General features: G+C 53.4%; 20 protein-coding genes. 9 read left to right on the plus strand and 11 right to left on the minus strand.

Going from position 1 to position 23777, the window contains the following annotated elements:
• Positions 1–18: 18 nt before the first annotated feature.
• From MTP39_RS00620 to MTP39_RS00660, 9 genes are all read right to left on the minus strand, one after another.
• On the minus strand, positions 19–2004 hold the full coding sequence (locus MTP39_RS00620) for a C40 family peptidase (protein ID WP_249241049.1): 1986 nt from the start codon (positions 2002–2004) through the stop codon (positions 19–21).
• Complete coding sequence (locus MTP39_RS00625) at positions 2001–2897, minus strand: DNA cytosine methyltransferase (RefSeq protein WP_249241050.1); 897 nt, start codon at positions 2895–2897, stop codon at positions 2001–2003. The genes MTP39_RS00620 and MTP39_RS00625 overlap by 4 nt, the downstream gene beginning before the upstream one ends.
• Positions 2894–5296, minus strand: a complete 2403-nt coding sequence (locus MTP39_RS00630; protein ID WP_249241052.1) for a VirB4-like conjugal transfer ATPase, CD1110 family — start codon at positions 5294–5296, stop codon at positions 2894–2896. Before MTP39_RS00630 ends, MTP39_RS00625 begins: the two co-directional genes overlap by 4 nt.
• Positions 5223–5648 (minus strand): PrgI family protein, encoded by a 426-nt coding sequence (locus MTP39_RS00635; RefSeq protein ID WP_249241053.1) that lies wholly within the window; start codon positions 5646–5648, stop codon positions 5223–5225. The genes MTP39_RS00630 and MTP39_RS00635 overlap by 74 nt, the downstream gene beginning before the upstream one ends.
• A gap of 15 nt (positions 5649–5663) precedes the next feature.
• Positions 5664–6527: a VirB6/TrbL-like conjugal transfer protein, CD1112 family gene (locus MTP39_RS00640; RefSeq protein ID WP_005927770.1), complete on the minus strand. Its 864-nt coding sequence runs from the start codon at positions 6525–6527 to the stop codon at positions 5664–5666.
• A 103-nt stretch (positions 6528–6630) separates the two neighbouring features.
• Entirely contained in the window at positions 6631–6846 is a 216-nt protein-coding gene (locus tag MTP39_RS00645; protein WP_005922889.1) for a Maff2 family mobile element protein, read from the minus strand.
• Positions 6847–6910: 64 nt separating this feature from the next.
• A complete protein-coding gene (locus MTP39_RS00650; protein WP_249241054.1) occupies positions 6911–8719 on the minus strand; it encodes a VirD4-like conjugal transfer protein, CD1115 family in 1809 nt (602 codons plus the stop codon).
• Positions 8716–9186, minus strand: coding sequence for a PcfB family protein (locus MTP39_RS00655; RefSeq protein ID WP_005928054.1), 471 nt, complete (start codon positions 9184–9186; stop codon positions 8716–8718). Before MTP39_RS00655 ends, MTP39_RS00650 begins: the two co-directional genes overlap by 4 nt.
• Positions 9187–9286: 100 nt before the next feature.
• The gene (locus tag MTP39_RS00660; protein ID WP_249241055.1) at positions 9287–10195 is read right to left on the minus strand and encodes a DUF6017 domain-containing protein; all 909 of its coding nucleotides are present in this window, start codon (positions 10193–10195) and stop codon (positions 9287–9289) included.
• Between the two features lie 604 nt (positions 10196–10799).
• On the opposite strand from MTP39_RS00660, the gene MTP39_RS00665 reads away from it, so the two are divergent.
• From MTP39_RS00665 to MTP39_RS00700, 8 genes are all read left to right on the plus strand, one after another.
• Positions 10800–11051, plus strand: a complete 252-nt coding sequence (locus MTP39_RS00665; RefSeq protein WP_249241056.1) for a DUF6061 family protein — start codon at positions 10800–10802, stop codon at positions 11049–11051.
• A gap of 168 nt (positions 11052–11219) precedes the next feature.
• A complete protein-coding gene (locus tag MTP39_RS00670; protein ID WP_249241057.1) occupies positions 11220–12557 on the plus strand; it encodes a TrkH family potassium uptake protein in 1338 nt (445 codons plus the stop codon).
• An 11-nt stretch (positions 12558–12568) separates the two neighbouring features.
• Positions 12569–13216, plus strand: a complete 648-nt coding sequence (locus MTP39_RS00675) for a potassium channel family protein (RefSeq protein WP_249241058.1) — start codon at positions 12569–12571, stop codon at positions 13214–13216.
• 280 nt (positions 13217–13496) lie between these two features.
• Positions 13497–15380: a DUF4118 domain-containing protein gene (locus MTP39_RS00680; protein ID WP_442899428.1), complete on the plus strand. Its 1884-nt coding sequence runs from the start codon at positions 13497–13499 to the stop codon at positions 15378–15380.
• Entirely contained in the window at positions 15373–16083 is a 711-nt protein-coding gene (locus MTP39_RS00685; protein WP_249241061.1) for a response regulator, read from the plus strand. The genes MTP39_RS00680 and MTP39_RS00685 overlap by 8 nt, the downstream gene beginning before the upstream one ends.
• Positions 16084–16678: 595 nt before the next feature.
• Positions 16679–16963, plus strand: a complete 285-nt coding sequence (locus MTP39_RS00690; RefSeq protein WP_015538118.1) for a hypothetical protein — start codon at positions 16679–16681, stop codon at positions 16961–16963.
• Positions 16964–17127: 164 nt separating this feature from the next.
• Positions 17128–17592, plus strand: a complete 465-nt coding sequence (locus MTP39_RS00695; protein ID WP_112120869.1) for a hypothetical protein — start codon at positions 17128–17130, stop codon at positions 17590–17592.
• Positions 17589–19313: a recombinase family protein gene (locus tag MTP39_RS00700; RefSeq protein ID WP_442899405.1), complete on the plus strand. Its 1725-nt coding sequence runs from the start codon at positions 17589–17591 to the stop codon at positions 19311–19313. Before MTP39_RS00695 ends, MTP39_RS00700 begins: the two co-directional genes overlap by 4 nt.
• A 299-nt stretch (positions 19314–19612) precedes the next feature.
• On the opposite strand, the gene MTP39_RS00705 is transcribed toward MTP39_RS00700, so the two are convergent.
• Positions 19613–22468, minus strand: coding sequence for a protein kinase domain-containing protein (locus tag MTP39_RS00705; RefSeq protein ID WP_249242073.1), 2856 nt, complete (start codon positions 22466–22468; stop codon positions 19613–19615).
• On the opposite strand from MTP39_RS00705, the gene MTP39_RS00710 reads away from it, so the two are divergent.
• The gene (locus tag MTP39_RS00710) at positions 22433–23098 is read left to right on the plus strand and encodes a hypothetical protein (RefSeq protein ID WP_249241063.1); all 666 of its coding nucleotides are present in this window, start codon (positions 22433–22435) and stop codon (positions 23096–23098) included. The two genes, MTP39_RS00705 and MTP39_RS00710, sit on opposite strands and share 36 nt — an antisense overlap.
• Here MTP39_RS00710 and MTP39_RS00715 read toward each other — a convergent pair.
• Positions 23068–23760: a protein phosphatase 2C domain-containing protein gene (locus MTP39_RS00715; protein ID WP_249241065.1), complete on the minus strand. Its 693-nt coding sequence runs from the start codon at positions 23758–23760 to the stop codon at positions 23068–23070. The genes MTP39_RS00710 and MTP39_RS00715 overlap by 31 nt on opposite strands.
• Between the last annotated feature and the right edge of the window lie 17 nt (positions 23761–23777).

Consider the following 23777-nt stretch of genomic DNA (forward strand, 5'->3'; position numbering starts at 1 on the left):
ACAAAATCCTTTCTGACGTTACGGTAAACGCCCATAGCTGTAAAAATGTTCCTGCCAATATTTTGAGTTGAGGTTTGTGTAAGAAATAGGGTCGCCGCAGTGCAGCATGATGGAATTGCCCACATAGATACCGCAATGGCTCACGCCGGGGGTATCGTAGGTACCCTTGAAAAACACAAGGTCGCCCGGTTTGACCTGTGCGGCCGAAACAGGAGTACAGAGGTTGTAAAGGCCCTGTGCGGTCTGGCGGCCCACGTTCCAGCCGGAGTGATTCAGCACCCACGAAATATAGCCGCTGCAATCAAAGCTGGTACTGGGCGAACTACCGCCCCACACATACGGGTAGCCGATGTACTTGGTTGCTTCCTCCATCATGGCGGCAAACCTATCATCCTTTAGCGCTTCCGGGGGAATATCGTAGTAGGTGGGCTGCTTGATGGTAGACGCATTGGGGTATTGCGCTTTGCCAAACAAATCCGGCCGGTTGCCCAGCGTGCGCATATAGAGCGAATAGGCACTAAGCTGTTCCTCAGTCAGCACTTCCACGGGCAGGTGGGACAAATCCTTGTTCTTCAGCTTGACGGTGCAGATGTAGTATTCATACGGTTCTTGGTAGGTGATAACCTGCGGCACACCATACGGGCCAATAATGACCATCATTTTTGTACGGTAGCGTATCTGCATGGTCACGGTCTCGGTCAGGATGTATTGCTTTTCAAAGAGCATTTCAAGTTCGCCCTGTACCTCGGCCAGTGTGAACACACCATCATGCAGCGCGGACAAAATCGAGATCAGCACATAGGGGTCATGCTCGATTTCGTCCAGATAAAAGTGGTATTCATCGTAGTTGTGGGTGGCCTCGTAGGTGTCGAGATACCGTTGCAGTTTTTGTTCCAGCTTGGCGTAGGCTTTCTCTGCACCCAGCATATCCTTGTCCTTGGAAAAGTAAGAGGATGCCGTCACGCCGGTTCCAGCGGTGCCCGCCATCACGGTGCAGGACTGCAAACCCGTTATCAAGAGCAGAGCCAGCAGACCGAACACCGCCACGATCAGAATGGTTTTCCAGTTCCGGGCCGCAAATTCGGCTACCCGTTCGCCGCCCTCGGCCGCCAGCTTTATTACCCGGAAACCGTTCTCTGCGGTGGCGGCTGCACCCTGTGCGGCGGCTTGTCCGGCCTGCCGTGCAGCTTTGGCGTACTGTTGCTTGATACGCTGTTTCTGCCACATCCGGGAAATGGGATTGCTGGCGGACTGCGCGATCTGCGGATTGTCCCGCAAAGATTTCTGGTAAAAGTATTCTGCATTGGCAGACATGAGCTGACGCTCTGCCTTTTCCACGGCCTTGTAGGGCTTCATCTTGTGGTGCCGGATGCCGCTGCGGATGACCTTGGCGGTCTGATGCTCCACCAGTTCTTCACCCTTGTGGCCACCCTCCACACCCACATTTTCGTGTTCGACCTCGTGGATTTTTCCGTGAGCGAACAGCAACGCTTCCGATAGCGGGCGGCTGGCCGGGTTTGGTTTCAGGCTGGGCGGACCTTTGTCCTGCTGCTCAAAACGCAGGGTGGATTTTGCCTTGCCGCTGGCTGCATCGTAAACTTTTTTCTTGACTGGGACGCGCTTTTTCGGCAAAGCGGCGCGGGCTGCATCCAGCTTGTCGGCTTTCGCTCCCGCCTTTTGGATATACGGCTGCAACGCCGGGTCTGCCCGTTCTTCTTCGGTCAGTTCCAGACGGGCGGCGGAACGGTGCAGACCATCTTCACTCTCGGCGGTGGCCGCTGTTTCTGCTGCCTTTTTCGCTTTCTTTTTATTTTTATGCCCGTCCTTGATGTCCTCGGCGCGTTCCAGAATTTTTTCGGTCTTGCCCTCGGCATCCGTGGAGTAATCCTGTTCTGCTTCCCGGCTGGAAATGTTCTCCACAGTGCCGTCCGCTTGATTTTCCACCACCAGACCGTCACGGGTCATGGTCTGGGTGACTTTGGCTTTTGCCTGCAATTCTTTCAAAGTTCTTCACCTCCCATCGGGCAGCAGCTTGTTTCAATGTCCGCAATGTATTTGAGAATCGGGAATACCTGCGGCGGCGAAACCGCATTGCCCAGCGTTTTCATCCGCTTGCTGCGGTTCGGCACATCTTCGGTCAGACGCGGGATGTCGGCGGGTTCTTCGGCCCAAAGGGAATGTCCGTCCATTTGCGCGGGAAACCCATCAGCCACTCTACCCAGTCCGGGTTGAGGTAGGGTTTTTCCAGCGTGGTGGGGGTCATGCGGTAGACCACATGGGAAAGCCGCGCCGTCCACGCCTTGCCGTCCTTGTTCATCTTGCGGTAGCTGCCGTTCGCAGAGATTTGGATGTCCAGTCCCTTGCCCACATCCCCGGTGTCGCTGGCAAGGGGCGTGGGAAGCAGCGGAGCCGATGATGAATACTCGTTTCCGTTCGTGCCACGCGCCAACGGCAGCAGCAGGTAATACGAAAACCCGAACATCGTAACCTGCCTGCTCCAAGTCAATGAGCGTTTTGTCGAGCCCCATACGGAGGAAGCCAGCAACATTTTCTCCAAGCACCCAACGGGGCTGCAATTCCCGGATAACGCGCAGCATTTCGGGCCAGAGGTAGCGTTCATCGTGGAAGCCGCGCTGCCGCCCTGCGGTGGAAAACGGCTGGCACGGGAAGCCACCTGAAATGAGGGTGACGGTGCGAAGTCCTGTTTTTTCAAAGAAAGCCTCCTTTGTTACGGTGGTGATGTCCTGAAATCGGGGCACCTCCGGCCAGTGGCTTGCCAGCACAGCGGCGGGGAAGGCCGCCCACTCGCATTGGCAGACCGAAGTGAAACCCGCTGCTTCTGCGGCAAGGTCGATGCCGCCGATGCCGGAAAACAAGCTGAAATGTGTTAGGCTCATAGCTCCACCACCTCACTGAGCCGGGTGGTCATGATCTTATAGAGCTGGGTGTTTTTCGGGATGGGGTTTGAGAACGGCAACACCACGTTCTCAAAAATCAGCAGTCCTTCGCCCGGTTCGGAATTGTCGATGTACTTCTGCTGGTCTGCGGAAAGGTTCAGCCGTTCCGAAAGGATTTTGCGGTCGCCGGATGCCTGATTCAGCAGCGTGATGAAGTCGCTGTTTTCCAGAATGTTCTCGATCTCCGGGGAAGAAAGAAGGTCCTTCACATTCTGGGTGGCGCCCGTGGGCACACCGCCCCATTTGCGGAAGCGTTTCCAAATCTCGGCACTGTACGCGGCGGTCTGTTCCTCTTTCAAGAGCAAGTGGAACTCGTCTGCAAAATACCATGTAGCCCGGCCTTGGCTGCGGTTCTGGGTGACGCGGCCCCATATCTGGTCTTGGATAATGAGCATCCCCAGTTTTTTTAACTGCTTGCCTAACTCTTTGATGTCAAAGGCCACAAGCCGGTTGTGGATGTCCACATTCGTTTTGTGATTAAACACATTCAGCGAGCCGGACACATACAAGTCCAATGCCTGCGCTACCCGGTCCGCTTCCGGCAAGTGCTGGTCGAGCAGGGCTTGGTGGAGGTCAGACAAAATCGGCATATTCTCCGGGCAGGGATTCGCCAGATAGGGGCGGTAGATGGCTTTCACGGCACGGTCTATCACGGTGCGTTCAATCGCTTCCAGACCTGTTTTGCCTCCCATGACCAGCTCACAGAACGACAGCACAAAATCCGACTTCAAGGCCAGCGGGCTGTCATCTTCGGAATAATTCAGGTTGATGTCCAGAGGATTCACATAGTCCTTGCTGGTGGGCGAAAGTTTGATGACCTGCCCATGCAACCGCTTGACCAGCGGATAATATTCGGCCTCTGGGTCTGAAATAAAAATATCGTCAGCAGTCGTTAAAAACACACTGACGATTTCGGACTTGCAGCTCATGGATTTGCCGCTGCCGGGCGTGCCCAGCTTCAAGCCGTTGGGACACCGGGCCTGCTTGCGGTCCAGCATGATCATGTTGTGGGATTTTGCGTTGATGCCGTAGTACATGGCCGCACCGCTCTGGAAAAGCTCCTGCGTGACAAAGGGCACGAACACCGCCACGTTGGAGGTGGTAAGGCTGCGCTGAATCTTTATCTGGTTGATACCCAGCGGAAGGCTGGATACAAGGCCCTGTTCCTGCTGGTAGTCCAGCCGGACAAGAGAGCAGTTGTACTTCTGCGCCACGCCCGCCGCTTGGAACACATCGTTGCCCAGCTTTTGCTTGGTGTCGGCCACGTTCAGCACTAAAAAGGTCAGCATGAAAAGCCGTTCGTTCCGGGTCTGCAATTTGTTCAGCAGCTTTTTGGCATCCTCGCCGTAGGTGGCAAGGTCGCTGGGCAGGATATCCATGTCGTACCCGGAACGGACAGCTTTTTTCTGCTCCTGAATCTTCATGGCATCAAGGTCTGTGATTTTCCGTTTGATGGTTTTGATGGCCTCGGTCTGGTCAATGGCCTGCACATGGAGATTGACGAGAATCCCGCTTTCCGTTTTGAGGAAGTCGGCCAGCATTTCGTCCGAAAGTTCCGGCGCAAGGATTTGTAAAAAGCTCACAGCTCCATACTTGCCGCCCAAACCAAAGGTTTTGGCCGTACCGAAACAGAGGGAGGACGGGGCCACAAAATCCTTGGTAGACAGGCCGGAGGGTGCCAGCCAGTCCCAGTCAAAGCGGAACGGTTCGCCGTCCGGGTGGAAGATGCCGTGCAGCACTTCCAAACGTTCCCGCCCATCCATAACGTGCGCCACGCAGCCCATGGTCTTGAAGTAGCCCAGCAGGTCAAGACCAATGCGGGTCAGACGGGCCCGCGCTGTTTTCAGACTGTCGGCCTCGATGGTGAAGGTCAGGTATTTCGTTTTGACAATGCCGTTGTTTCCGCTGGCAAGCTGCTTTTGCAGGATGGCGGTGTACTCGGCGCGGATGTCGTCAAAATCATCCCCCTGCGGTGCGATTTCAAAACTTTTTGCGTACTGTACCGGGTCAACCTTGCGATTCAAAAACGAAAGCTGCACATGGATGGAAGCATCCACATAGTTGTAGAGGTCGCACAGGTGTTCAAAGATGGCGGTTCTTGTTTCCGGCTGGGCCAGCTGATAACTGATGTCCTCAAAGGCAATGCACTTGGAGAATGTGCGTCGGTCAATGCGGCACACACCGTCCGGGTAGATGGCTTCATACGGGATGGTGGCCTGTGCTGTGCGGGGCTTGCCGTCACCCTTGTACTTGCGGATAACGGCATCAATTTCTTTTTTCTGGGCGCGGGTGAGCTTTTTGGGCTTTTCGGTTTCGCGGGGTATCGTTTTTCTGGACAATGGCCTTTACCTCCTGTTCCATTTGGTATTGCCGCACAAGGGCGGCGTAAGCATTGTTGGTCTGATAGGGCCTTTCCTTGGGACGGATAAAGCAGCACTGAATCATTTGCTGAATCACCACTTCAAGGGGCTGGCCGTGCCGCTCGAACAGAGCGAACAGCAGCCCCGGCAGCATGGCAAAAATCATCAGCAGGGCCGCCGCACTGTTGGAAAGAAAGTTCCGGGCCAAAAAATAAAGCGGCCCGCCCGTAAGGAGCGCACCGCCGAAGCAGACCAGCTGCCGCTTGGTCAGCCCGAATAAGACTTTGGATTTTACATGGGTCAAATCTTTGGGAACGGTCACATACGCCATTCAAATGCTCCTTTCTCAATGGGCACCGAACACCGACTTGCTGATGCTGCCGGTCTTGAACAGACAAAAGCAGAGCAGCACGGTGTAGCCCATGCAGCCCCAGATGGCCCCGGCAATGTCCGCCGCGCCCGAAATGTTGCGTATCAGCACCGCGTAAATGCCCACGACAATCATAATCAGGAACGCTTGGAAACCCAGTGCCAGCAAAGACTTCAAGTAGTTCTGCCCGGTGCTGCGCCACTCGCTGCTGCCCATGGTCGCCAGCGGGATAGGCCCCAGTGCGGTCACAACATAAATCTCGATCATGCGGCCGTAGGTCACAAGGAAAATACAGATGGACAGGATGTTCATGGTCAGGCCCACTACAAGGGTCTGGAACCACAGGCTGAGCAGACTGCCGATGGTCATGCTTTCCAGCTGAAATTCCAGTCCGGGTATCAGGCGGTCAAAGTGGATGGATGTTTCACCGATGATAACGCCGGAACTTTGGTTGACAACGCTCTGGGTGGCATCGAACACGCCCATGACGATGTTCCATGTGTTGCTGACAATGAGGATGGCAAAGGCAGACTTGAAAATCCAGCGGAAGAACATGGAGGTGTCAAAGTCGTGCATATTGTTCTTTTCGGTAATCATCTGGATAAGCTCATGGCACATCACAAGGGCAAGGATGGCCGCTGCAATGGGCAGCACCACCGTTTCGGAAAGACTGCGCAGCATATTGAAAATGCCGCTGTTCCATGCCTGCGGGGTAGAACCGACATCCGAAGCGATTTCGCCCACCTTGGCGTTCACGTTATCGAACAGGCCGGAGAGGTTGCCCGTGATGCCATCGATCAAAATGCCTTTTATCCATTTCTCGATGATCTCACTAATCAAGCAAAGATACCTCCTTTCCCGCGCCCTCCCATGTGAGAGGGAGAGCGCGGAGTAGGATTTTAAGTGTTCGTTGTTCGGAAAATTGTGGGCAGCGATGCAGGACTTAGCCCAGCAGCCCGGACAGCAGCGGGACAAGGGTCACGCCAATCAGGGCAACGCCGCCGCCCGCGACCAGCTGCTTCACGCCCTGGCTCTTGCTGCCGGGGTTATCCTGTCCGTAGCCCTCCAACAGGTTGATGCCGCCCCAGACACACAGGGCACCGCCCAGACCGACCACGATGGTCTGCAAAGTATCGACTGCGCTGTTGAAAAATTCCATAAGGTCCTCACTTTCTGCCGCTTGTTCTGCGGCACTCAAAATTGTTTTTTCAAAAAATACCGTCTTATTCGGCGGCTGCATCTTCATCCGACAGGTCGATTTCGTACAGGTCAAAACTTTCGTCCTGTGCGACTACCTGCTGCCGCTTCCGGCGCAGGGTGGATAAGAACCTGTCCACATCAAAGGTGTTTTTCTTGTCCGCGTCCGCAAGGTATTTGTAGTGCGGGTGCTTGGTGATGTCGAACTTCTCCGAGAAGAACGGCCTCACGCCCCGCAGCTGCAAAATGCACCTGCCGCCGTCCATGATTGCGATTTCGTCCTCTGACATCAACGCCTTTCCTAATTTTTGATAGTTCAGTCCGTGGGAGGTTTGAGAACCCCGGTTCTCGCTGGTGTTGAAACTGTCGATGGTCTCTTTCCCCAGCGCATCGGAGATCTCTTTGGCATTCTTACCCCGCCCACTCAAAAAGAGAACAGAATCGCAGTTGTCCGAAATGATTTCGGCCGCATCCTTGTAGATAGCTTTCAGCTGCGACTGGCTCTGCAAAATGATGGATGCCGAGATTTCCCGGCTGCGGATGGTGGCAATCAGCTTGTCGAAGTTGGGTATCTGTCCGATGTTGGCGAACTCGTCCAGAATCAGCCGCACATGGACAGGCAGCCGACCGCCGTATTTATCATCTGCACGGTCACACAGCAGGTTGATAAGCTGGCTTTGGAGCATGGCGAGAATGAAGTTGAACGTGGTATCCGTGTCGCTCATAATCAAAAACAGCACCGTCTTTTCATCCCCGATGGTATCCAGCTCCATTTCATCGTCCTCCATCAGCTCCCGCACCTCCCGGATGTCAAATGGGGCTAAACGGGCACCACAGCTTATCAGGATGGAAGAACGGGTCTTGCCCGCCGACAGCAAAAACTTTTTGTACTGCCGGACGGCGAAGTGGTCCGGGTCTTTCTGTTCCAGCCGTTCAAACATGAGGTCCACCGGGCTTTGAAACTCCGGGTCGTCCTCGCGGGCTTCACTGGCGTTTATCATTTCCAGCAGGGTGGTGAAGTTCATTTCCTCTACCGGGGCCTCGTACCAGATGTAGCCGATAAGCGCGGTGTAGAACAGCCGTTCCGACTTCACCCAAAAATCTTCTGCCGATTTTTCGCCCTCGCCCTTGGTGTTGGCGATAAGGGTATTTACCAGTTTCAGCACGTCCTTTTCCGAGTGGATGTAAACAAAGGGGTTGTACTTCATGGACTTGGAAAAGTTTATCGTGTTCAGGATTTTCACCCGGTAGCCCGCCCGCTGGAACATTTGGCCTGTTTCGAGAACCAGTGTGCCTTTCGGGTCTGTGACTACGAATGAGGTGGGATAATCAGACGTGGGAAAGCATTGCATGAGGTTGGGCTTGACGTAAAACCGCGTCTTGCCGCTGCCGGAGCCGCCGATCACCAGCACATTCTTGTTCCGGGCCGTCTTGGGGTCTTTTGGCCGCCCGGTCATGGTCAGGCGTTCGGTCTGGGTCAGCAGGATATTGTTTTCAAACTTGGGGTCGATGTACGGGGCAATGTCTTTGGCGGTGCCCCACCGGGCAGAACCGTATTCCTCGCCCTTGCGGTACTTCTTGGCGTTCTTGCCCTTGCTGTACACGATGAGCCGGACAGCCACCGCACCAACAACACCCACGCACAGGTCAAACGGATGCAGTCTGGGCAGCGGGCTTGCAAAGGCGGCGGAGATGCCGCTCGTTAGGTACAGCAGCTTTGCCGAAGCATCTGCGCCCGCCGCAAGACGGTACGCCTGCCCGCATTTGGCGAACAGGTACACGAACAGCAGATACGGCAGATTCAGCACCAGCAGCTTTTTCAGTTCAGGCTTCATCGTTCCAGCCCCCTTTGCTTGATTTTTTCTTTGGCGCGTTTCGGCTGCTGGGCGGCTTTCTGCTTGGCTGCTGTCAGCACCTTGCGGATGGAGGGCCGCTGCTCCTTGGTGAGCGTTTTGGCCGTGAACTCCCGGAACGCCTGTTCCAAATTGTCTGCATCCTTGGCCTTGAAGATCACGATGTAGTGGGGCGGCTGGGTGGTTTTGTCCTTGCGCAGGGTGAAGTCTACGCCGTACTTTTTGGCGCAGGGCTTGAACGCTCCGATGTTCGCCTCCGTGACTTCAATGTTGGTCAGGGCCGCGCCGTGGGCTTTCAGCTGTTTCAGGCTTTGCTTGCCGTGGTGCAGCTTTGGCCCCTTGGCCCGGTGCTGCAAATATTTTTTCAGGGCAGCTTGCAACGCTTGGGCGGTGAGCTTGCCCGTTTTCATGGACAGGGCAATAGTTTTCTGGGTGACTTCTTCCTGCAATATGAATCCCTCCTTGTTGCAGAAAATTCAGAGCGGCAGCTAGGGTGGAACCACCAGCCGCCGCAGGTAAAGGGTTCTCATTGGTGGACGCTCCTTTCGGTCAGGTGTTGGGCGGGCGGCCCCAATCGGGCTGCGCCATATCGTGCGCCACAAGGGACGCATAGTAGCTGTTGATGGTGCTGGGCGCGTTAAAAAGCATGGCCCGCAGGTATTGCTTGATGTTGCGGACTTTGGTGGTGTTATCCCGCAGGCAGTCCATGACGAACTCGATGTGATGGCTGTCCAGCTTCAAGAATTTCGCCTTGACCAACTCTGCCGGGTAATCGTCCCCGGCCACCCGGATGGACTTGCGGGAAGTGCAGACCGTTTCCAGCAGAATGTCCACGATCTCGTCCAGCTGTTCCCGGTCTATCCGGGGATTCTGGGTGAGGGTGTCATACTCGATGTTCTCCAAAATCAGGTCCCGGTAGATTTGATAGGTCGCTTCCTTTCGGCTTCCTGTCCGTTCCGGCGGCGATGCCGCTGCCTCGTCCAAAGGCAAGGGGTTTGGGGAATGGATAGGAATGGAATCGGTATTTAATCCCTCTTTCTTTTGTTTTTCTGTAATTAGTTTATCTTTATTTAATTGCATTGGATTTTCCAACGTAGGGTTTTCCTGCGTGGGATTCTCCAACGTTGGATTTTCCAATGTAGGTGAAACCGATGCAGGAACGGGCTGCGGCAGCTCGAAGATCACATAGTCTGCACCGCGCAGCCGCCCTTTCTCGTCCCGTTCTCTGGAACGCTGGATGTAGCCTGCCTGTTCCAGTTCCCGGATAGCCTGCCGTATCGCATCGATGCTTTCCCGGTTGATACGGGCCAGCCCTTGCAGGGTGTAGTCCCAATCTTCCGGCAGGGAGAGCATTTGGGAGAGTAGGCCCTTGGCTTTCAGGGACAAGGCTCGGTTCCGCAGGTGATGGTTCGACATGACCGTATAGCCGCTGTTCTTTTCTACCCGAAATACTGCCATTTCACGGAGGCCTCCTTTCGTTGCAAACAAAAAAAGCAGCGTCCATTTGCTCCCGGTGATGGGAGAAGTGAACGCTGCGCGTACTTGATAATTTTTAGGTTGTGTGGTATATAAAAGGCAACTGTTTTTTCAATACAGCCGCCCATCGGGGTGCGATACAAGCAAGTTGCTATCCGATGACCTCAAAAACAAATTGTACTACGATGGTTTTTGAAAAGTTCTGTATCACTACTCGCACCAAACAATGAAAATCCGAACCTTTTCTCGATAGGAGAAGGGTTCGGATTTTTTGTTTTCTTCGGAAAGCAAAATGCCGCAGTTGCGCAGCAATGAAAGCCCCAGTGGGGCTTTTAAGCGGCAGAGCGGTCTGCGATAGCAGATGGAGGGGCCTTTCCCCGACAAGCTCCGGCCCCTTCCTGACGGCTGTGTGTCCAAAAGCTTATGGTCATCCTCTTTGTAGAGGATGACTTGGCTGTTGAGAGCTGATACCGGCTCTCAATGCTGATCGCACCCAAAACTTTGTTTTGGGTGCGATCAGCATCAAAAAAATCGTATCACAAAAGTCACAACTGTAAAGGTGCCATAAGGCGGAAAGGACACAAACATGAAGTACGATGCAAGAGCTTGTCATTTCAACATGGACACTGGCTGCGTGGAGCTGCTGCTCCGGGATGGGAGAAAAATTTCCATTGACTGCACCGGGGTCGAGGATGCACTGGACGTGACCATGGCGCAGAGGTCGGAGTTAGACTACCTCATCTACAATGACCCGCTGGGCTATGTGGACTTGATTTTGAATGGCGACCCAGAGGAATATTTGAAGAATGCGGCCGGAAGCCATGGACTAGAAATCTAAATGAATGCTGGACATTACCGCTTTTTTGCGCTGGTGATGTCCGGCATTTGTTATTTGGTGTTGCCCGATCAATTTTAATGGAATCTTTATACTTCTACAATTTTCTTTACGGCTCTTTTATTTATTCCATGCTAATCTTTATGCACACGGATAGATAAAGGAGCTTTTATGATTCAATATCCTCGTTACAGGCGGCACCGTTTTTCTTCTTTTCAGGTCATTATTGCAGGTTTTGCGGCAGTTGATCTGGTGGGCGCGTTGCTTCTGATGCTTCCGATCGCTGCACAGCAGCGGTGCGTTACACCGTTTCATGAGGCACTGTTTACCTCCACCTCTGCCCTTTGCGTGACCGGACTGGTGGTACAGGATACCGGCAGCTACTGGTCGGTTTTTGGGCAAAGCGTAATTCTTCTTCTGATCCAGATCGGAGGATTGGGCGTCATTACAGTGGGCGCTGCCTTTGCGCTGCTTTCCGGGCGAAAGATCTCCCTCAAGCAGCGCAGCACAATGCAGGAAGCTACGGCTGCCCCACAGATGGGCGGCATCGTGCGGCTGACAGGCTTTATTCTGCGGATCACCGCCCTGTTTGAATTGGCCGGTGCTGCACTGCTGCTGCCGACATTTTGCGCCGATTATGGTTTGCGCGGGATCTGGTATGCACTGTTTCATTCCATTTCGGCGTTCTGCAATGCTGGCTTTGACCTGCTGGGAACAGAGGGGGCAAAATTTGTTTCGCTGACACGGTATGCAAACAACCCATTGCTTACCACAGTGATCGCGGCCCTGATCGTCTTTGGCGGCCTTGGCTTTCTGACATGGGAGGACATTTGTACATACCGCCTTGACTTTCACCGTTACCGGATGCAGAGCAAGGTGATCCTTGTCACAACGGCGTTTCTTCTGGTACTGCCGACGCTGTACTTTTATTGTTTCGAGTTCACGGCAGGTTCTGCCCGGCAGCGCATTTTATTGTCGATGTTCCAATCCGTTACCCCTCGTACTGCCGGTTTTAACACCGCTGATCTTGCTGCGATGGGCAGCACTTCACAGGCATTGATGGTGGTTCTGATGCTGTTGGGCGGTTCGCCCGGCTCTACGGCGGGCGGCATGAAAACCACAACGTTTGCCGTTCTGCTGGCCAATATGTGGGCAACCTTCCGCCGCAGAGAAGATGCGGAATTTTTCGGGCGGCGCATAGATGGTTCTGCGGTCAAGAATGCTGCCACGATTGCAGGGATGTATTTGACGCTGTTCTTCCTCGGAGCCTTTGTCATTGCTACGGCAGAGCAGCTGCCGATGTCGGTCTGTTTGTATGAGACTGCTTCGGCTGTGGCAACGGTAGGTCTGACATTGGGTATCACGCCGCAGTTGGGCATCCTTTCGCAGGGGGTGCTGATCGCACTGATGTTTTTGGGACGTGTTGGCGGATTGACGTTGATCTATGCGGCATTTGGCAGCAGCCCTGCCCACTCTCGTCTGCCGCAGGAGAAAATCGCGATCGGATAAAGGAGACAAGTATGAAATCGATTCTTTTGATTGGGCTTGGCCGTTTTGGCCGCCATATTGCACGGGAACTGAATGAGCTGGGTCATCAGGTCATGGCCATCGACAGCAACGAAGACCGTGTGAACGCCGTGCTTTCCTATGTGACGAATGCACAGATCGGTGACAGCACCAGCGAATACTTTCTGCGCTCCCTTGGCGTTGGCAATTTTGATGTGTGTATCGTAACTATCGGCGGCAATTTTCAAAGCTCGTTGGAAACAACATCGCTGCTCAAGGAGCTGGGCGCAAAGCTTGTGGTCTCGCGTGCAGAGCGGGATGTACAAGCCAAGTTCCTGCTGCGCAACGGTGCGGATGAAGTGGTCTACCCGGAAAAGCAGCTGGCAAAGTGGGCAGCGATCCGATACAGCTCCGAACACATTCTGGATTACATCGAGCTGCAGGACGACCACGCCATCATGGAAGTGACCATTCCGCCGGAATGGATGAATCGCACGATCGGCGAGATCAATATCCGAAAAAAGTATAACATCAATATTCTTGCACTGAAAAAAGATGGAAAGCTCGATATGAGCATTACGCCGGATACGCAGCTGTGCCGGGATGAAAGTATGCTGGTTTTGGGAAAATACGCATCGATCCAAAAGTGTTTCCGGCTCTGAAAAGATAGGACGGATTGGTATGGATGTCGTTTTGTTGCTGATGGTTCTTGGAGTCATGTTGAGTGGCTTCCGGGCAGCAGATGCGCTGGATCACATACGGAGGGAGATCCTTCGACAGGAAGGAAAAAGACGCGGCTGGTGGTCGTGACCATCAAATTGTGTTATACTGTGGGCAAGGCAGGTGATCTTTATGAATCAGAACGACCCACCCACCGAACATATTCTGGCGTGTCTGTCGTCCTCTCCCTCCAATGCAAAGATCGTGCGGACGGCGGCAACGATGGCAAAGGCGTTTGGCGGGACCTTTACAGCTCTGTATGTCCGAACTCCTGATTCGAATCAGATGGGAAAAGAAGATCGCCGGCGTTTGCAGCAGCATATTCGTATGGCAGAGCAGGCAGGTGCCGACATTTCTACGATCTACGGGGATGACATTCCGCAGCAGATCGCAGAGTTTGCCCGGATCTCCGGCATTACAAAAATCGTACTGGGGCGCTCCAGCATACATCGCCGCCATTTCTGGAGCGGGCCGTCACTGACCGAAAAATTGACGCTGACTGCCCCCAATCTGGATATTTATATCATCCCGGATGCTTCTGCAGAGAACGGCTACGGTTCAGGACGGAGGCTGTTCGCCCGTCCGCTTCTGCCGTCTGTCCGTGATCTGCTGATCACCGCAGGCATCCTGAGCTGCATCACGCTCATCGGCTTCTTTTTCTTGCAACTGGACTTTGCACGCTATAATATTATTATGCTCTATATGCTGGGGGTGCTGTTCACCGCATTGTGTACCAGCGGCTACACCTGCGGTGTGCTGGGCTCTGTTGCCGGTGTTGCGCTGTACAATTTTTTTCTGACGGAACCGCGCCTGACATTCCATGCGTATGACCCCGGTTATCAGGTCACATTTGCCCTGATGCTGACCTCTGCAATCATTACCTGTGCGTTGACGACACGGTTGAAAGACCATGCAAAAATGTCTGCGCAGGCAGCATTCCGGACAAAGGTACTGTTTGATACGAATCAGCTTTTACAGAGAGCAAAAAGCGAGGAAGAAATCCTCTCTCAGACAGCGTCCCAGCTGATGAAGCTGCTGAACCGGAACCTGATCGTCTACCCGGAACAAAACGGAAATCTTGGTTCAGAACAGCTTTTTTCGGTTGACGGGGAAGTGCCGTGTAACATCTTTTCTGCACCGGAAGAACGGGATGCGGCAAACTGGACGTTTTCCAACAAAAAGCGTTCCGGCGCAGGCACGGATAGCTACCCGGATGCAAAGGGACTTTATCTTGCACTTCGGACCGGAGGCGGCGTGTTTGGAGTGATCGGGATCGATCTATCCGAAAAACCGCTGGATGCCTTTGAAAACAGTGTGCTGCTTTCCATTCTGGGCGAAGGTGCGCTGGCCATCGAAAACCGCAGAAATGCGCTGGAAAAAGAGCAGGCTGCATTGCAGGCAAGGAATGAAGAGCTGCGGGCAAACCTGCTGCGCACGATCTCCCATGACCTGCGCACCCCGCTGACCTCTATTTCCGGCAATGCCAGCAATCTGCTTTCCAACGGAGAAACGCTGGATACAGAGACCCGGAACAAGATCTGCACCGATATTTTTGACGATGCACAATGGCTGATCGGTCTGGTGGAAAATCTGCTTTCCATCACCCGCATTGAGGATGGGCGGATGAATCTGCAGATCTCACCGCAGCTGATGGACGAAATGATCGAAGAAGCACTGCATCATGTCAACCGGAAAAGCTGCGAACACACCATCACAACACAGTATGGGGACGAGATCCTCCTGGTCAATGTGGATGCACGGCTGATCATGCAGGTCGTTGTCAATCTGGTGGATAACGCCATCAAATACACCCCCGTGGGCTCGGTCATTCAGATCTCGGCTTACCGGAAAGACCATCAGGTCGTAGTGGAAGTTGCAGATAACGGCCCCGGCATTCCAGATCGCGCAAAAGCACAGGTGTTCGAGATGTTTTATACCGGGCAGAGCCGCATCGCAGACAGCCACCGCAGCCTTGGACTGGGCTTGCCCCTCTGCCGAGCGATCCTGACTGCCCACGGCGGAACATTGACCCTGCGTGACAACATTCCCAATGGCAGTGTCTTTTCCTTTGCATTGCCGCAAAGCGAGGTGAACATTCATGAATAAGCCGTCCATTCTGGTCGTAGAGGATGATGTTCCTGTACGGTGTCTGATCACAACGACCCTGAAGGCCCACGGCTATAAATATCTGACTGCTTCCAATGGGGAAACGGCGATCATGATGACAACCAGCCACAACCCGGACATCATGCTGCTGGATCTTGGACTGCCCGATATAGACGGCATTGAGGTCATCCGCAGCGTCCGCACATGGTCGAACCTGCCCATCATCGTCCTGAGTGCCCGGAGCGAAGATTCCGATAAGATCGAAGCCCTTGACAACGGCGCAGATGATTATCTGACGAAGCCGTTTTCCGTAGATGAACTGTTGGCAAGACTGCGTGTAACGCAGCGCAGATTGAATCTGCTGGCTTCTGACGGCATCAATAGCCCGGTTTTTGTCAATGGTCCTTTGAAGATCGACTTCTCGGCCGGGTGCGTCTGGCTGAGCGAGAATGAATTGCATTTGACCCCCATCGAGTACAAACTGCTGTGTGTGCTGGCGCATAATGTGGGCAAAGTGCTGACGCATACCTCCCTCACGCAGAAAGTATGGGGCAGTACGCAGGAAAATGACATTGCCTCCTTGCGTGTTTATATGGCATCCCTGCGCAAAAAACTGGAACGATGCCCGAATGCGCCGCATTTGATCCAGACCCATGTTGGTGTCGGATACCGGATGCTGCGCGCAGAAAACGATGAAGCATAGTAAAAAAACAGGGTGTGTCCAACTGCTGGGTATCCGTAAAACAGTTTTCGAAAAATGACACGGCAACTGCCTGTCAGGATTGGTTACGGAGTACCCGGCTAGGCCGAGGAAGCATCAAGTCCCATGTCCGCACCGTCAAGGTGTTGGGTATGGGGCTTTTTGCATTTCAGGAACGTGTACATCTCTGGAAAGGTGTAACACACTAGACTTTGTACCAAAGTCGTGTGCCAAGGGTGCTGCGCCCCTTTGGAATCCCTGCTCACATCGCCTGTGGGCGATGTGGATTCGCCGGACAGAAAGCTCTCACAAAGGTGCACCGGGCTGTCTGCGGCGAGGAAAAGGCACTTCTGCGGAAGTGTAATAACCCACTATGACGCTTTCAGCCCTGCGGTCTGCAAAGTGTAGTGGGCTCTCCGAGTGGGAAACGGCTATATAGGGTGCGCTTCGGGCAAATCGCTGCGTACGTGCGTACCAATCTCTCGTACGCACGTACGCAGTAAAACGGCTAAAATCTCCTATATAGGGGTGTTCTTCTGGAAATCAATATGATATACTCAACTTAACCAACCATCAACTAATAGGAGGCGGTAATATTATGGGAAAAACTTTTGTGTGTAGCTTATGCCGTAATGGAATCATTGGCGGTGGTTTGTACATTGATGAACAGAGCATTACATATTCAACTCAAAAGCTCACAGTCAGTCCACTGTATCGCAACCTTGTATTGCCCATGAACGAGATAAGGGAGCTTTCATGGAGTCAGATGGTCGTTCCTGTTGCAGCAATTTCCATGAAAGATGGAGAATGTTATAAATTTATCATATATAACAAATCAGGATTTGAAAAGGCATATAAGCAATATAGCAACCACCAAGAATGAAATCACCTAGCAGGGTTTGGGGCAGGCACGCCCCAACAAGAAGCTGTCCCAAAAGGGCAAGAATTTTCAAGAATTGAAAATTTGTGGCCACGGGACGATTCTTGCTCTCACGAAAACCCATACTTTTTGAAAATCCGCTTTTCGCAGCCAAAGGAGGATGCACCATGAAAAAAGAGATCGAAGCCTTCGTCAACGCAGCCAACGAGCAGGAGTTGGAAGCCGCATGGAATAACCTCTCGGCAGAGGAACAGCGAGTTTTCGAGCAGCTCATGGAGGAAGAACCACCCGAAGATGCACTGGCATTTTTCGCACAGCTGTATGATGATGCCCCGAAAGAGCAGACCAGCGAGACTGTGAACATCTCCGAAAATGAAATCTATTTCAAGCGGAAGCCCTTGACCGAAGAGCAGAAGAAACACAGCTCTTATGTGGACGAGAACGGCAACCTCCATGTCAAGAACCTGTCCGCCTTCTGGATTCCAGAACTGACCACCACGGAGAAAGTCGGTCACACCACCTACACCGTGACCGGCAGCTATGAGGGCAAGGAGTCCTTTTTGAAGAAGCTGGAGCGCATTGTTGCCAAGAACGCCCAGCAAAAATTTGAAGATGAGGGTGCAGACGAATGACAACTGCGCCCAATTCTGCTATACTTGACCCGGTAACCAATCCTGTACCGACAGTTGCTCCACAGAGTAAGGAGGACACAACAATGTCTGGAGCAACGAATAAAATCACCGCACTTTACTGCCGACTGTCGCAAGAGGACGCACGGCTCGGCGAAAGCCTGTCCATTGAGAACCAGAAGGCTATTCTTCTGGAATACGCTAAGAAGAATCACTTTCCGAACCCGGTGTTCTTTGTGGACGATGGATATTCCGGCACGAACTACGACCGCCCCGGCTTTCAGAGTATGCTGACCGAGATCGAAGTAGGGCATATAGGAATCGTTATCACGAAGGATTTGTCCCGACTGGGACGCAATTCTGCCTTGACAGGTCTGTACACAAACTTCACTTTTCCCCAGTATGGCGTTCGCTACATTGCCATTAACGACAACTACGACACCATTGACCCAAACAGCGTAAACAACGATTTTGCGGGCATTAAGAACTGGTTCAACGAGTTTTACGCCCGTGATACCAGCCGCAAGATTCGGGCTGTTCAGAAGGCCAAGGGAGAGCGTGGAGTACCGCTGACGGTCAATGTGCCGTACGGCTATGTGAAAGACCCGGAGAACCCGAAACATTGGCTTGTTGATCCAGAAGCGGCTGCAATCGTGAAGCGCATCTTCTCCATGTGCATGGAAGGCCGTGGCCCGACCCAAATTGCAAACCAACTGTGGGTGGACAAAGTTCTGACTCCCACCGCCTATAAGTTGAGCCATGGCCTGAGTACGAACTCACCCGCCCCGGAAGACCCTTATCGCTGGGATAAAAGAGCAGTAAGTTCGATTCTGGAACGCCTGGAGTACACTGGCTGCACAGTCAACTTTAAGACCTATACTAACTCTATCTGGGATAAAAAGAGACATCTGAATCCCGTGGAAAATCAGGCTATCTTCCCGGATACACATGAGCGCATTATTGACGATGATGTGTTTGAAAAGGTTCAGGAGATTCGTAGCCAGCGTCACCGCATGACCCGGACAGGCAAGAGCAGCATTTTCTCCGGTATGGTCTACTGCGCTGACTGCGGTTCCAAGATGCAATATGGTTCGTCCAATCACAGGAACTTCAGTCAAGACTTCTTTGATTGCTCTCTGCACAAGAAGAACGGGAGCAAGTGCAAGGGACACTTCATCCGGGTAAAGGTTTTGGAGGGCCGTGTGCTAAGCCATGTTCAGCGGGTGACGGACTACATCCTCTGTCATGAGGACTACTTCCGCAAGGTCATGGAGGAGCAGCTTCGGGTGGAAAGCACCGAAAAGCTGATTGTCCTGAAGAAGCAGCTTGCCCGGAATGAGAAGCGGATCGCAGACCTCAAACGGCTGTTCATGAAGATTTACGAGGACAATGTTAACGGAAAGCTTAGCGATGACCGCTTCGACATGATGAGTCAGAGCTACGATGCCGAACAGAAGCAGCTGGAAGAGGAAGTTCTCTCCATCCAGCAGGAAATTGAAGTACAGGAACAGCAGATCGAGAATATTGAAAAGTTCGTCCAGAAAGCGCACAAGTACGTTCATATTGAAGAACTCACCCCTTATGCTCTCCGTGAACTGGTGTCGGCCATCTATGTGGATGCCCCGGATAAGTCCAGCGGAAAGCGGGTGCAGCACATCCATATCAAGTACGATGGGCTGGGGTACATCCCTCTGGATGAACTGGAAGCAAAAGAAAAGGCGTGACCGAAGTCACGCCAAATCTTCCCCATTTAGGGAGCTTTTGCAAATACTGTTTTATGGGAACTCTGCTACTGGACGCACCCTGCCAAAAGCCACAGACAACAGCGATCTGTACAACAGGGCGTTCCCCGTCGGGAACGCTCTGTTTCTCTTTGCTGGGGGTGTGATGAGCTGGTAGATATAGGATAACACAACTTAAAAAGGCACTCGAAAAATAAAGAATATACAAACAGAAAAAATAAGACCGTAATTCCCGCTCATAATTTTTACGAGTAGGAATTACGGTCTAAAAAATAAAAGGATCAAGAAAGGATGTCGGAGGGATTGTTGGCGCTGTAAAAACTGCTCTTACGAGCGTTGTTCTTTCCTTGCTGTGCTTCAAACTCCTTGTGGAGGGCTGCCTGTATGGCTTTGTCGCGCTTTTCGGAATCTGCGGCACGCTTCTTAAACAGTGCGGCCTTCTTGGTCTCGCCCTGCTGTTTGAGAATTTTTGCACAAAAACGGTATGCGATGGATATTTCCCGTGGCGGAGTACCCCCTGATTCGAGGATCTGCTCTGCTGATGCAATTGCGGTCATGTAGTACTGAAATGCCAGCTGTTGATCGTAATCTCGCGCATGATTCCCGAAGATCCAATAGTCCTCGCAGGTCAATTTCTTTCCGGTCTGTTTTGCTTTCTCCTCCAAATATTTGTCCTTTCGGAGCCATTCTGCGGCGTGCTTTCGGTTGTAATGATCTGCCGCTTCATAATAAAGACAATTTAGGCTAAATGTGCTGCAAAGCGCAGAATAGTAGGTGCAGATCTCGGAGAAGAAATCTTCCGCATCGTTGTCAAAGTGTTTCAGAACAAAGGCTTCTCCTTCGGCGGCGATATCCAGGACATGGCGGACAAACGCTTGGTCAAAAGAGCGGTCAGGATCTTGGCGGATAAGGCGGTCAACGCAGGAAAGATAGATGTCTTTCCCTAAGTTCCGGTATTCCTCCGCATGTTCACCGGCAAGCGCCTCCTCTTCTGAGAGCGAAAAGAAAAGCGTCTCCAGTTCCGCTTCTTTCTCAAAGCTTTTTGCCTGATCTTCACGGCTTGCCGTTCCGACATAAGCATCGCGCAGTTCTTCCAGTTCATGCACCCGCTGCCAGATATCCCGCTGTTCATCCTGAGGGGCTAGCTTTTGCGTCAGCAAAAGGCGCTTTAAGCGGCAGCGTCTGCATATGACTTCGATATCGATAACACTGTCGGAATCATCGTTGAGATAGAACCACTTGCTTTCTGAATAGTGATCCAAGGCTTTGCCCAGCCATGCCGCTTTTATCGCATCCGGGACAAAAGGCAGGTCTGCCGCAGTTTCATAAAGGCAGCCAAGGTCGTATTCAAAATCATAGTTCGGATCTTTGGGATAAGGATCAGCCCGGATGGTCTCGGGGGTCGTGGTATAGCCGGTTTCTTCCAGCAGCTCCACATAATCCGTGAAGGAACGCTCCAACTGCGCAAAGAAAGCGCTGCATTCGTCCACAGAGGGGGCTAATTCGTTCAGGATAAGCTGGCGGATCAGCGAATGCGTCGTCAGAAAATAGATATCCTTGTTTAACCGGTTCCGCCCGATCCAACCGCGTTCGACCAGCTCGATCAGGGCGTTCTGTTCCTCCGGCGTTTCTCCATCGAGAAAAAGCTTGGTGTCAAGCCCCTTGGGGGGAAGCAGCACCGTATGGCACAATACCGTGCGATATGCGCCGGTCATCCGGCTCAGGTCAAATAATACTTTCAGATGACCGTAGATCGTATCTTTTGTGTAGCCGCGGTCTTTGTCGCTGGTGACAGGCCGCTGCTTCAGGGACTGGAGATCGTATTGCTTCAAAGCGTCCAGTACATCCTGCGCAGTCAACCTGCCCCAAGAACAGCGGATGCTCTTTGCAATGAGATGACAGGTCAAAGTGTGGCCATGGACTGCAAGGATGAGTTCGCGGAGCGTGGACGCAAGGCGGGGGTCCTCTTTTTCCGTAATTTGCAGTTCTTTCAGCATCATTTTCAGCAGCAGCTCTTTCGGCAGAGGACAAATCTCCACGGAAGAATCGCCCTCCGGGATGAACCGCGTAGTGATAATGAGGTGAGGCCCACCCAAATTGATCAGATCCTGATAGGCGGGTTCGCGGCGGAGGTCGTCGAGCGTTTGGCTGTTGCTGTCGAAGTTGTCCATCACGACTACGCTGTCCGGCCCCATTGCCGCCAGAAGCTTTAAGTTTTCGTAATAGTGCTCTTCCTCCTGCTGCTGCAAGGACAGATGGGGAGTGGAGGGCGTATACCGGTAGTTGGTAAATTCCAGATGCAAAATCGTGTCCCGCACGGATTGCTCGTAGTTGAAAAAAGCAACACGCATCCCGTCCTTCTTGCACTGCCGCAGAAGGGCGCGGGCGGTCTCCGTTTTGCCCAAGCCGCCCAGACCATAAAGGAAGATGGGACGGACGCCGGAATCCATTTGTTTGCGGATGGCCTTCAATTCGTTATCGCGGCTGTGCGGGATAAAGCTCTCCGGGCTGGAAAGGTTCTCTGCCAGCGGGAAACGCGGCGCAGAAAGCTGCTCGATGAGGGCGTTTATCTCTTTCAGCATTTCAGCCACAGGGATGCGCTTTTCCGGGTCTGGTTCTGCGGCGGCAGAGAGGATATGATTCAGCTGGGGCAGCACAGGCCGCGCGGAGGGAACGGTATCGGAAGGATAGATCTCTGCGGGCTTCAATTCCTCTGCCAGATCCTCCGGGAACTTCCGGTATGCTGCCAGCGCTTCTTTTCGCAGCAGAAGCCGCAGCAGGACGCCGACGGAATACACGTCTGCCGCAGGGGTCAGACAAAATGGCTCGCCGCTGCGGGCACCGGTAAAAATTTCCGGCGCGCAGAACAGGGGTGTGGTGTAGAGCTTCTCGCTGGGCAGGATCGGCGCGGTCTTACCGTTGGGAGCGTCCAGCAGGCGCGCAGAACCAAAATCCAGAAAGACTGCACCGCGCAGCGTACCGGTATGCAGATCGCCGTCAATGAAAAGGTTCCCTAAGGAAATGTCTCCGTGGATCGCCGTTTTATGAAGCGTTGCAAGGGCATCCAGGATCAGGCGGATCAGATGCAGGGTGGTCAGAATATGCGGCGCAGCGATGGAGCGCGGCTCGTCCGGCATCAAAGCACCGAAAGGGTGCTCCTTGTCCCGGGGATAGGCGGCACACTCGGCAAGAAGATCGGACAGGAAAAAGCCTTTGGAAGGGTTCAGCGTGGGCAGATACAGAAAGGTGCAGGGCAAAGCGGTGCCGTCAGCGGAGCGATGCACGGGCTCTTCGGGCTGGGAGATGGAACAGACCTCCAGCTGCTCCAAATGGGGCAATGCGTGGAAGGAACCGTTATAGGCCAGCTGGCTCAGTTCCAGTTCGTGCTGTGCCATCCGCTCCAGCCGCTGGTAAAATGCCTGCCGCAATGCGGGAGAGGCATCCGGTGCGGCAAGGCCGGGGTCCAGCGCGACCCCGTTCACGCGGACACAACCGGCGGGGTAAAATTCTTTAAGGGTAACATCCAGCGAGGACCCGTCCAGATGCGCGGAATAAAGGATCGCGCTTCCGCCAATAGAGGTGCTGTGCAGGATATGAAAACGCTTTCCGTCTGTGGTGTGCAGAACTGTGCCGTCTTTCAGCGGAACGCGGTCGTTGTATGCGGCCATGGGGATTCCTCCTTTATACTTCTTTGGGCATATTATAAAACGTTTATCGTCAAAAAGAAAGGCGCGGCTCAGGAAATTGTAACGATGGCGGCGCTGTAATCGTCAAGGGGATGCTGTTCGTCCAGATAGCACTCCAGCTCCGGGCCGGAAAAGGGACAGAGGAGCCGGTCTTTCGGAAGTTTGCTTCGCAGCAGGTCGTCTGCGCCATCGGTAAGCAGAAGGAATTTTCCCCGCACAGGCCGGAGAGAACGATATACTTTCAGGTGCTGCATCATGTTGGTGTTCATGGTCAGATAGGTAGAATGCGGCGCGATCCCGCAGGAAGGGGCAGAGATCGTTGAAAATGCGGCTGCCTCCGCGCCCGACGGCTGCATCAGGATGCAGCCATCGCCCAGATGGGCGCAGAGATAGCGGCCGGTATCGTCCGCAGCAAAGACGATCAGGGTCGCTGCCAGCGCTTCCGGTTCAACGCCCTGCTGTTTGGCAAAGGCGCGCAGTGCCGGTTGGAGAACGGCGCAGATCTTCCGGCGCACGGTGTCGGGGTCGTCCAGCAGCAGGTCGTAAAACTGCTCGTAAAACATCCGGGCAGTCAGGGTGACGATCTGCTGCGCCGCTGCCAGACCATGGGACGCGGTGCTGCATCCATCGCTCAGGCAGACCGCGATACGGTCACGGCTGCGGATGCCGAACAACTGATCCTGATTCTTCTCGCCGTTTTTCAGGTGGAGGCGGCCGGGCTTTGTAAAACTGTAACATTCCATATCCGTGTTGGCTCCCT

It is taken from the genome of Faecalibacterium sp. I3-3-33, assembly GCF_023347295.1.
In the GTDB taxonomy this organism is placed as follows: Bacteria; Bacillota; Clostridia; order Oscillospirales; family Ruminococcaceae; genus Faecalibacterium.

What these genes read in the sequence shown, in the direction of transcription:
- MTP39_RS00625 (WP_249241050.1), bottom strand. Translation starts at nt 2,897, where the DNA reads ATGAGCCTAACACATTTCAGCTTGTTTTCCGGCATCGGCGGCATCGAC.
- MTP39_RS00635 (WP_249241053.1), bottom strand. Translation starts at nt 5,648, where the DNA reads ATGGCGTATGTGACCGTTCCCAAAGATTTGACCCATGTAAAATCCAAA.
- MTP39_RS00645 (WP_005922889.1), bottom strand. Translation starts at nt 6,846, where the DNA reads ATGGAATTTTTCAACAGCGCAGTCGATACTTTGCAGACCATCGTGGTC.
- MTP39_RS00650 (WP_249241054.1), bottom strand. Translation starts at nt 8,719, where the DNA reads ATGAAGCCTGAACTGAAAAAGCTGCTGGTGCTGAATCTGCCGTATCTG.
- MTP39_RS00660 (WP_249241055.1), bottom strand. Translation starts at nt 10,195, where the DNA reads ATGGCAGTATTTCGGGTAGAAAAGAACAGCGGCTATACGGTCATGTCG.
- MTP39_RS00665 (WP_249241056.1), top strand. Translation starts at nt 10,800, where the DNA reads ATGAAGTACGATGCAAGAGCTTGTCATTTCAACATGGACACTGGCTGC.
- MTP39_RS00670 (WP_249241057.1), top strand. Translation starts at nt 11,220, where the DNA reads ATGATTCAATATCCTCGTTACAGGCGGCACCGTTTTTCTTCTTTTCAG.
- MTP39_RS00675 (WP_249241058.1), top strand. Translation starts at nt 12,569, where the DNA reads ATGAAATCGATTCTTTTGATTGGGCTTGGCCGTTTTGGCCGCCATATT.
- MTP39_RS00680 (WP_442899428.1), top strand. Translation starts at nt 13,497, where the DNA reads ATGGCAAAGGCGTTTGGCGGGACCTTTACAGCTCTGTATGTCCGAACT.
- MTP39_RS00685 (WP_249241061.1), top strand. Translation starts at nt 15,373, where the DNA reads ATGAATAAGCCGTCCATTCTGGTCGTAGAGGATGATGTTCCTGTACGG.
- MTP39_RS00690 (WP_015538118.1), top strand. Translation starts at nt 16,679, where the DNA reads ATGGGAAAAACTTTTGTGTGTAGCTTATGCCGTAATGGAATCATTGGC.
- MTP39_RS00695 (WP_112120869.1), top strand. Translation starts at nt 17,128, where the DNA reads ATGAAAAAAGAGATCGAAGCCTTCGTCAACGCAGCCAACGAGCAGGAG.
- MTP39_RS00700 (WP_442899405.1), top strand. Translation starts at nt 17,589, where the DNA reads ATGACAACTGCGCCCAATTCTGCTATACTTGACCCGGTAACCAATCCT.
- MTP39_RS00710 (WP_249241063.1), top strand. Translation starts at nt 22,433, where the DNA reads ATGCGGCGCAGCGATGGAGCGCGGCTCGTCCGGCATCAAAGCACCGAA.
- MTP39_RS00705 (WP_249242073.1), bottom strand. Translation starts at nt 22,468, where the DNA reads ATGCCGGACGAGCCGCGCTCCATCGCTGCGCCGCATATTCTGACCACC.
- MTP39_RS00715 (WP_249241065.1), bottom strand. Translation starts at nt 23,760, where the DNA reads ATGGAATGTTACAGTTTTACAAAGCCCGGCCGCCTCCACCTGAAAAAC.